6 protein-coding genes are annotated in these 7640 nt (G+C 64.4%); 1 reads left to right on the top strand and 5 read right to left on the bottom strand.

Annotation, left to right across the window (positions count from 1 at the left end; all coding sequences use genetic code 11):
- The 5 genes from DVO78_RS10930 to DVO78_RS10910 form a co-directional block, all read right to left on the bottom strand.
- Positions 1-1324: SufS family cysteine desulfurase (locus DVO78_RS10930; RefSeq protein ID WP_120004944.1), on the bottom strand; the 1324-nt coding region annotated here is incomplete at its 3' end.
- Positions 1272-2033: a Fe-S cluster assembly ATPase SufC gene (gene sufC / locus DVO78_RS10925; protein WP_120004922.1), complete on the bottom strand. Its 762-nt coding sequence runs from the start codon at positions 2031-2033 to the stop codon at positions 1272-1274. The genes sufC and DVO78_RS10930, both read right to left, overlap by 53 nt.
- A gap of 26 nt (positions 2034-2059) precedes the next feature.
- Positions 2060-3358: a Fe-S cluster assembly protein SufD gene (gene sufD / locus DVO78_RS10920; protein ID WP_120004921.1), complete on the bottom strand. Its 1299-nt coding sequence runs from the start codon at positions 3356-3358 to the stop codon at positions 2060-2062.
- 84 nt (positions 3359-3442) lie between these two features.
- The gene (gene sufB / locus DVO78_RS10915) at positions 3443-4921 is read right to left on the bottom strand and encodes a Fe-S cluster assembly protein SufB (RefSeq protein ID WP_120004920.1); all 1479 of its coding nucleotides are present in this window, start codon (positions 4919-4921) and stop codon (positions 3443-3445) included.
- Positions 4918-5748, bottom strand: a complete 831-nt coding sequence (locus tag DVO78_RS10910) for a helix-turn-helix transcriptional regulator (RefSeq protein ID WP_120004919.1) — start codon at positions 5746-5748, stop codon at positions 4918-4920. Before DVO78_RS10910 ends, sufB begins: the two co-directional genes overlap by 4 nt.
- 153 nt (positions 5749-5901) lie before the next feature.
- On the opposite strand from DVO78_RS10910, the gene DVO78_RS10905 reads away from it, so the two are divergent.
- Entirely contained in the window at positions 5902-7578 is a 1677-nt protein-coding gene (locus DVO78_RS10905; protein WP_120004918.1) for a helix-turn-helix transcriptional regulator, read from the top strand.
- Positions 7579-7640: the final 62 nt, after the last annotated feature.

Here is a 7640-nt window from a genome sequence, read left to right as displayed (position 1 = left end):
AGGACCTCACTCCGAAGAAGCCGATCACGGTGTGCAGGCCACGGACGAAGGCCTCGATATCCTCGGCCGTGGTGTAGACCCCGGCCGAGGCGCGGGTGGAGGCATGGACCCCCAAAGCCCGGTGAACCGGCTGGGCGCAGTGGTGACCAACGCGCACAGCAATACCTTGGTCGTCCAGAACCTGGCCGACATCATGCGGGTGCACACCGGGCAGGTCGAAGGCCACCACTGCCAGGCGGTTCTCCGCGGTCTCAGGGCCCAGCACCCGTACCCCGGGAACCTCGGCGAGCCCATCGAGCATCAGCTGGGTCAGCTGGTCCTCATGAGCAGCCATGCGATCCATCCCGATGCTGCTGAGATAGTCGAGGGCGGCGTGGAAGCCCACGGTTTGGGAGACCATCTGGGTGCCCGCCTCGAAGCGCAGCGGGGCAGGCATGAAGGTGGTCTTCTCCATGGTGACGAGCTCCACCATGGAACCGCCGGTCAGAAACGGCGGCAGAGCTTCCAGCAGCTCTCCTCTGCCATAGAGCACCCCCACTCCGGTGGGGGCGAGCATCTTATGTCCGGAGAAGACAGCGAAGTCCACTCCTAGGGCAGGGAAATCAACCGGCAGGTGCGCCGCAGACTGGCAGGCGTCAAGCACTGTGTACGCCCCGGCTTCCCGGGCTTTGGCGACCACCGCTGGCACATCGGTGATGGCCCCGGTGACATTGGAGGCATGGGTGAACGCGACGACCTTGGTTCGCTCGGTGATCACATCGAGCTGCTGCAGGTCCAGCCGCCCCTCTACGGTGACGGGGATCCAACGCAGCGCCGCACCGGTCTTGGCGGCAAGCTCCTGCCAGGGCACCAGGTTCGCATGGTGCTCCAACTCGGTGACCACGATCTCGTCACCCTCATTGAGCCGGAAACGCTCAGCAGCGTCTCCGCCACGGCCAAGACTCGCGTTGAGGAATCCGTAGGCCACCAGGTTCAGCGCTTCGGTGGCGTTCTTGGTCCAGACGATCTCACCGACCTCGGCGCCCACGAAGCCAGCGACTGCGGCGCGTGCGGCCTCGTAGGCTTCGGTGGCCTCTTCGGCCACCTGGTGGGCGCCGCGGTGCACCGCGGCATTATGCCGGGTGTAGAACTCCCGCTCGGCATCCAGCACCACAGCAGGCTTCTGGCTGGTGGCACCGGTGTCCAAGTACACCAGGGGCCTCCCGCCCCGGACCGTGCGGCCCAGGAGCGGGAAGTCACCGGAGACATCGAGCAGATCAGTCAATGCAGCCTCAGGCAGCAGCGGCGGCCAAGAAACGGTCGTAGCCGTTGGCCTCGAGCTCATCGGCCAGATCGGGCCCGCCCTGCTCGGCGACCTTGCCGTCGACGAAGACATGCACATAGTCGGGCTTGATGTAGTTGAGGATGCGGGTGTAGTGGGTAATCAGCAGAGTGCCCATGTCGTTGTCATCGTGAGCACGGTTCACACCTTCAGAAACCACTCGGAGGGCATCGATGTCCAGGCCGGAGTCGGTCTCGTCCAGGACGGCGAACTTAGGCTTGAACAGCTCCAGCTGGAGGATCTCCACACGCTTCTTCTCGCCTCCGGAGAAGCCCTCATTGACATTGCGGTTGGCGAAGTCAGCATCAATGCGCAGCTTCTCCATGGCTTCCCTGACCTCTTTGGCCCAGGTGCGCAGCTTGGGGGCCTCACCGTCGATGGCGGTTTTGGCAGTACGCAGGAAGTTGGTCATGCTCACTCCGGGCACCTCTACCGGGTACTGCATGGCCAGGAACAGGCCGGCCTGGGCGCGCTCGTCGGGGCCCATCTCCAGCACGTCTTCGCCGTCGAGCAGGATCTCGCCGTTGGTGACCTCGTAGCGGGGGTGTCCGGCGATGGTGGAGGCCAGGGTGGATTTGCCGGAGCCGTTGGGGCCCATGATGGCGTGGATCTCACCGGAGTTGATGGTCAGTGAGACGCCCTTGAGGATGTCCTTGGTGCCCTGTTCGGTCTCGATGGAGACGTGCAGGTCCTTGATCTCTAGAGTTGACATGGTGTTGAAAGTCCTTTGCTAAAAGTTCAGTTGCCGTGGATCTGAAGTTCCCGTTCCAGGTCCTCTGCGAGGGATTCTTGGATGGCGGGCACCTCGATCTTCTGGAGGATCTCATGGAGGAATCCGCGGACCACCAGCTGGCGGGCGATGTCCTCAGGGATGCCGCGGGACATCAGGTAGAAGAGGTGGTTGTCGTCGAACCGGCCGGTGGAGGAGGCGTGGCCGGCGCCTTCGATGAGCCCGGTCTCGATCTCCAGGTTCGGCACCGAATCTGCCCTGGCGCCGTCGGTAAGCACCAGGTTCTGGTTCTTCTCGTAGGAGTCGGTGCCTTCGGCCTCCTTGCGGATGAGGACATCGCCGATCCAGACAGTCCGAGCGGTCTTGCCCTGCAGCGCGCCCTTGTAGAGCACATTGGAGGTGTTCCGCGGGGCATTGTGGTCCACAAAGGTGCGGTGCTCGATGTGCTGGCCTGCATCGGCGAAGTACAGACCGTACATTTCTGCCTCCGCGCCCTCGGCAGCATAACGGAAGTTGGAGTTGACCCTGACCACTTCGCCGCCGAGGGTCACGGCCACATGCTTATAGGTGGCGTCCTTGCCGACCTCGGCGTCGTGCTGGCCGACGTGGACGGCGTCATTGTTCCACCGCTGCAGGGAGATCACATCGACTGTGGCACCCTCGCCGACTGTGATCTCGACATTGCCGTTGAAGTCCGCGCTGCCGCGGTGCTCGATGACAAACACCGCCTTGGAGTTGGGTTCGGCTTCTAACACCACATGGCTGTTGGCGCGGGAGCCGGCCTGCTTACCGGTGATATCGACGCGAATGGGCTCGGCCACCTCGGTACCTTCGGTGACCTTGATGTGCAGCGCCTGCTCCACGTTCTTATAGGCCACCACGGCGGCACGGTCAGCCGGCTGCAGCACAGCTCCGCGGGGAGCCTCGCCGTCACGCAGGGTGGAGACGACGACGCCCTCAAGGCCCTCGGTGACCTGGTAGTCGACTGGCTCCCGGTCTGTTCCGGCGTTGGCGGTGGGCAGATCGCTGAGCACTCCGGCGAGCTTCTTCAGCGGGGTGAACCGCCACTCCTCCTCGCGCCCGGTGGGCTCGGGGAATCCGGTCAGGTCGAATCCGATGTGCCGGTTACCGCGGGAACCGGAGCCGGACATCAGCTCTTTGGCGCTCTCTCCTAAGCCACCGTGACTGTGTCGGTCTGCGGCATTGGTGGCGGCAGCGAGGTTCTCGCCCTCCTCGGTGAAGCCGGGAATGGAGATGCGGCGTTCGCCGACCTCGACTCCGGCGACCTTCTCAGGGGTTTCTGTCATCGTGTTATCTGATCCCTTAAATAAAATGCTGTCTTCAGGCAGGACTGGATGCTGTGGTGTCTGCGGATGGGGCGGGCGTCGTCGCTATCCGACGGAGCCCTCCATCTGCAGTTCGATGAGCCGGTTGAGCTCCAGGGCGTATTCCATGGGCAGTTCCCGGGCGATCGGCTCGATGAAGCCGCGTACGATCATCGCCATCGCCTCCGTCTCGTCGAGTCCACGCGACATCAGGTAGAAGAGCTGGTCCTCGGAGACCTTGGAGACGGTGGCCTCATGGCCGAGGGTGACGTCGTCCTCCCGGATGTCGATGTACGGGTAGGTGTCGGTTTTGGAGATGGTGTCCACCAATAGGGCGTCGCAGACCACGGAGTTGGCAGAGTTCTTCGCCTCGGCGTTGATCTGCACCAGACCGCGGTAGGAGGCCCGTCCTCCAGAGCGTGCCACAGATTTGGACACGATCGAGCTGGAGGTGTTCGGCGCCATGTGCACCATCTTGGAGCCGGTGTCCTGGTGCTGGTTGGCCCCGGCGAAGGCCACCGAGAGGGTCTCACCCTTGGCGTGCTCACCGGTGAGGTAGACCGCCGGATACTTCATGGTGACCTTGGAGCCGATGTTCCCGTCGACCCATTCCATGGTGCCGCCAGCATCGACCACAGCACGCTTGGTCACCAGGTTGTAGACGTTGGTGGACCAGTTCTGGATAGTGGTGTAGCGCACCCGGGCGTTCTTCTTCACCACGATCTCCACCACAGCGGAGTGCAGGGAGTCGGTGTTGTAGATGGGTGCGGTGCAGCCTTCGATGTAGTGGACGTAGGAGTCCTCGTCGGCGATGATCAGGGTCCGCTCGAACTGGCCCATGTTCTCGGTGTTGATGCGGAAGTAGGCCTGCAGGGGGATCTCCACATGGACGCCCTTGGGTACGTAGACGAAGCTGCCGCCGGACCACACCGCGGTGTTCAGGGCGGCGAACTTGTTGTCCCCGACCGGGATCACTGAGCCGAAGTACTCCTCGAAGAACTCCGGGTGCTCCTTCAGCGCGGTGTCGGTGTCCATGAAGATGACACCCTGCTCCTCGAGATCCTCACGGATCTGGTGGTAGACCACCTCGGACTCGTACTGTGCAGCCACACCAGAGACCAGCCGCTCACGCTCTGCCTCCGGGATGCCCAGCTTCTCGTAGGTGTTGCGGATGTCCTCGGGCAGGTCCTCCCAGGTCTGGGCCTGCTTCTCAGTGGAGCGCACGAAATACTTGATGTTGTCGAAGTCGATGTCGCTGAGGTCGGCTCCCCAGGTAGGCAGCGGCTTGCGCTCGAAGTACTTCAGACCCTTCTTGCGCAGCTTGAGCATCCATTCCGGTTCGCTCTTCTTGGCAGAGATGTCCTCCACCACATCGACGTCGATTCCGCGCTTGGCGGTCGCGCCCGCGGCGTCCGAGTCGGCCCAGCCGTATTCGTAGGTGCCCAGACCCTGCAGTTCAGGGTTGTCGTCCAGAACCCTCTGGATGACGCCGGGGTCGTCGGTGCTTCGCAGGGTTTCCTCTGCTTTAGCAATCTGCTCGGTCATGACAACCTCTCTTGTTGACGCGGGGAAATCACAATTCTCTTGCGGGCGGCGGTGCGGCCGGCCGCTGATGTCTCGGATGCGCTCTGCACAGCGCGGGCGGCTCGCTCAGCGGCGAGCCTCTCCCGGCCCACCGGCACGTGGGTGGTGCATACATGGGCACCTGCTGCTTGGGTGGAGAGCCTGCGCACGTCAACGTCCAGCAGCCGCGCGATCATCGCAGTCTCTTCTTCACAGAACACCGGATGGGCCGCTGCTATTTCCCGCACCGGGCAGTGTCCTTGACACAGCTGGGTCGACTGCATGGCCAGCAGCGGATTGTCCCGCCCCACCAGGCGGGTGAAGCCGGCGAATCCGTCGGCGCTGAAGAGCTCGGAGAGCTTCTCCGTTCGCTCATCGAGATCCTGGGTGCTGTCCAGCTCGGTACCGTAGCGCTCCTCGAACTGGGAGAAGTACGCCCGGGCCAGGTCCTGGGCGGCATCGCTGCCCTCGTCCTTGTCCAGCACCGCCAGAGCCGTACGAACCAGGTTCAGATAGTCGTCGCCGAGCTCCTGCTGTCCGCGGGAGGAGATGACATAGCGGCGCGAGGGGCGGCCTGCGCCCTTTCTGCGGCTGGTGACATTCTTAATCTCCACCAAGCCCTTCTCGGTCATCGCATCCAGGTGCCGGCGCACGGCGGCGGCGGTGAGATTCAGCTCACGGCCCAGCTGGGCAGCGCTGATAGGGCCTTCTTCCACCACCAGCTGCAGCACGCGCTCCCGGGTGGAGCCGTCGGATTCGCGCGCGACCGCCTCAGGGACGGACCCAGCAGTCTCGACATCGAATTTCATAACTCTATTCTGACTTATTCAGAACTGCCTGGCTAGCAAGGTGCACCTTAGGTGTGCCTGTGGCCTCATCCGACCGGCCTCGAAGGTGCCGGACGGATGACCCGACAGCTCTGCAACGCGCTTCTCAGGACTGGGCCGGTATCATAGTTGCCTATGCGGGGAGGGCCAGCACCGCCGGACGATATGGATGTCGTCAAAGACAACGATCCGCTGGCCAGTGCCCGGAAGGCTTACCGGCGACGGGACTGGATCACTGCGCGTGACCAGTACACCGCAGCACTCGAAGGCGGCGAACTCGACAGCGGCGACCTGTATGCACTGGGGAACTCCCACTGGTGGCTCGGCATGCTCGATCAGGCTCTTCCCTTCTTCCAAGAAGCTCACCGGCGTTACTTGGTCCAAGGGCAGGGGAACACCGCCGCACTGGTGGCGTTGACCACGGGGTACTCGTTCGCGCTGAAGGGGGATGAGGCACAGGCGTCGGGCTGGATGAGCCGGGCGGTCCGGCTGTTGGACGAGGCCCCGGAGTGCCCCGAGCGTGGCTACCTGGCCCACATCGGCTTCGAGGACGCATTCAGGGCCAACGATCTGCCGGCGGCGATCGAGCACGCCCACGAGGTACGTATCATCGGCCAGCGGTTCGCCGACCCCACGCTGCTGGCCCTTGGGGTGCTTGGCGAGGGCCGCGTCCTGGTGAAGCGGGGTCGGATCGCCGATGGTCTTCGGCTGCTGGACGAGGCGATGGTCGCCGCGGTGTCCGACGATCTGGATCCCAGCTGGGCAGGCAATATCTACTGCCATCTGATGCTGGCCTGCTACGAGTTGATGGACTGGCGTCGCGCCACCGAGTGGACCGAGGCCACGGCGCGATGGTGCGAGGAGATGCCCGGTGCTGGCCCTTTCATGGGCATCTGCCGGGTGCACCGGGCGCAGGTCCTCCAAGCACGCGGAGCGTGGGAGGACGCCGAGCGCGAGATTCGGCGCGTCTGCGAGGAGCTGTCGACCTTCCATGTCGGACTCATCGGCACGGCTCAGTACCACCTCGGGGACCTGCGTCGGCAACGGGGTGACTGGACCGGTGCTGCCGCGGCCTTCGCCGAGGCTCGCCGCCGGGGCTGCAGCCCCGAACCGGGCCATGCCCTGCTGTGTCTGGCCAGACACCGGACCAACGCCGCGGTCTCGTCGATCGAGCGAGCTTTGGCAGCCGAGAAAGACCCTTTGGCGCGAGCCGGTCTGCTTTCCGCGGCTGCCGAGATCGCAATCGCCGCAGACGACCCCGAACGAGCCCGCAGCGCCGCCAGTGAGCTAGCCGATATCGCCGACCGCTACGCGACCACCGGACTGGCGGCGCGGGCAGCCACAGCCGAGGGCATCACATTGCTGGCGACCGGCCAAACCGCCGACGCACTCGAGCCACTCCTGGCGGCACGTGAGGCCTGGCATCACCTCGGTTCGCCTTACGAAGCTGCCGTCGTGAGATTACGACTGGCCCAGGCCTACGAGGTACTCGGCGACGTGGACGCCAGGACAGTGGAAACCGAGGCCGCAGATGGCGAGCTGGCCAGGCTCGGTGCGGTGCGTCCTCCGAACCCCCGTCTCGGCGTCCGCCCCGACGGACTCACAGCAAGGGAGCTCACCGTACTGGATCTGCTGGCTGCTGGTCGGTCAAACCAGGAGATCGCCGACAAGCTGGTCCTCAGCGTCCGCACCGTCGAACGTCACCTGGCCACGGTGTACCGCAAATTGGGCCTCAGTGGGCGCAGTGCCCGTGCGGCGGCGGTCCGCTACACGCTGCACGGTGAGATCGCCGCCGGAGATCAGCAGAGCTGACCACGTAGGCCTCGCCCACGGTGAGGTGCGTAGTCGGTTGAGTGACAGCACCGATGCGGCAC

The sequence above is a fragment of the Nesterenkonia muleiensis genome, assembly GCF_003600155.1.
In the GTDB taxonomy this organism is placed as follows: Bacteria; Actinomycetota; Actinomycetes; order Actinomycetales; family Micrococcaceae; genus Nesterenkonia; species Nesterenkonia muleiensis.
The sequence above is the reverse complement of the archived record's forward strand: the minus strand, read 5'-3'. Positions and strand labels throughout refer to the sequence as shown.

Excerpts from the sequence above, each read along its gene's own strand:
- sufB (WP_120004920.1), bottom strand. The coding sequence starts at position 4,921 with ATGACCGAGCAGATTGCTAAAGCAGAGGAAACCCTGCGAAGCACCGAC.
- sufD (WP_120004921.1), bottom strand. The coding sequence starts at position 3,358 with ATGACAGAAACCCCTGAGAAGGTCGCCGGAGTCGAGGTCGGCGAACGC.
- DVO78_RS10910 (WP_120004919.1), bottom strand. The coding sequence starts at position 5,748 with ATGAAATTCGATGTCGAGACTGCTGGGTCCGTCCCTGAGGCGGTCGCG.
- DVO78_RS10905 (WP_120004918.1), top strand. The coding sequence starts at position 5,902 with ATGCGGGGAGGGCCAGCACCGCCGGACGATATGGATGTCGTCAAAGAC.
- sufC (WP_120004922.1), bottom strand. The coding sequence starts at position 2,033 with ATGTCAACTCTAGAGATCAAGGACCTGCACGTCTCCATCGAGACCGAA.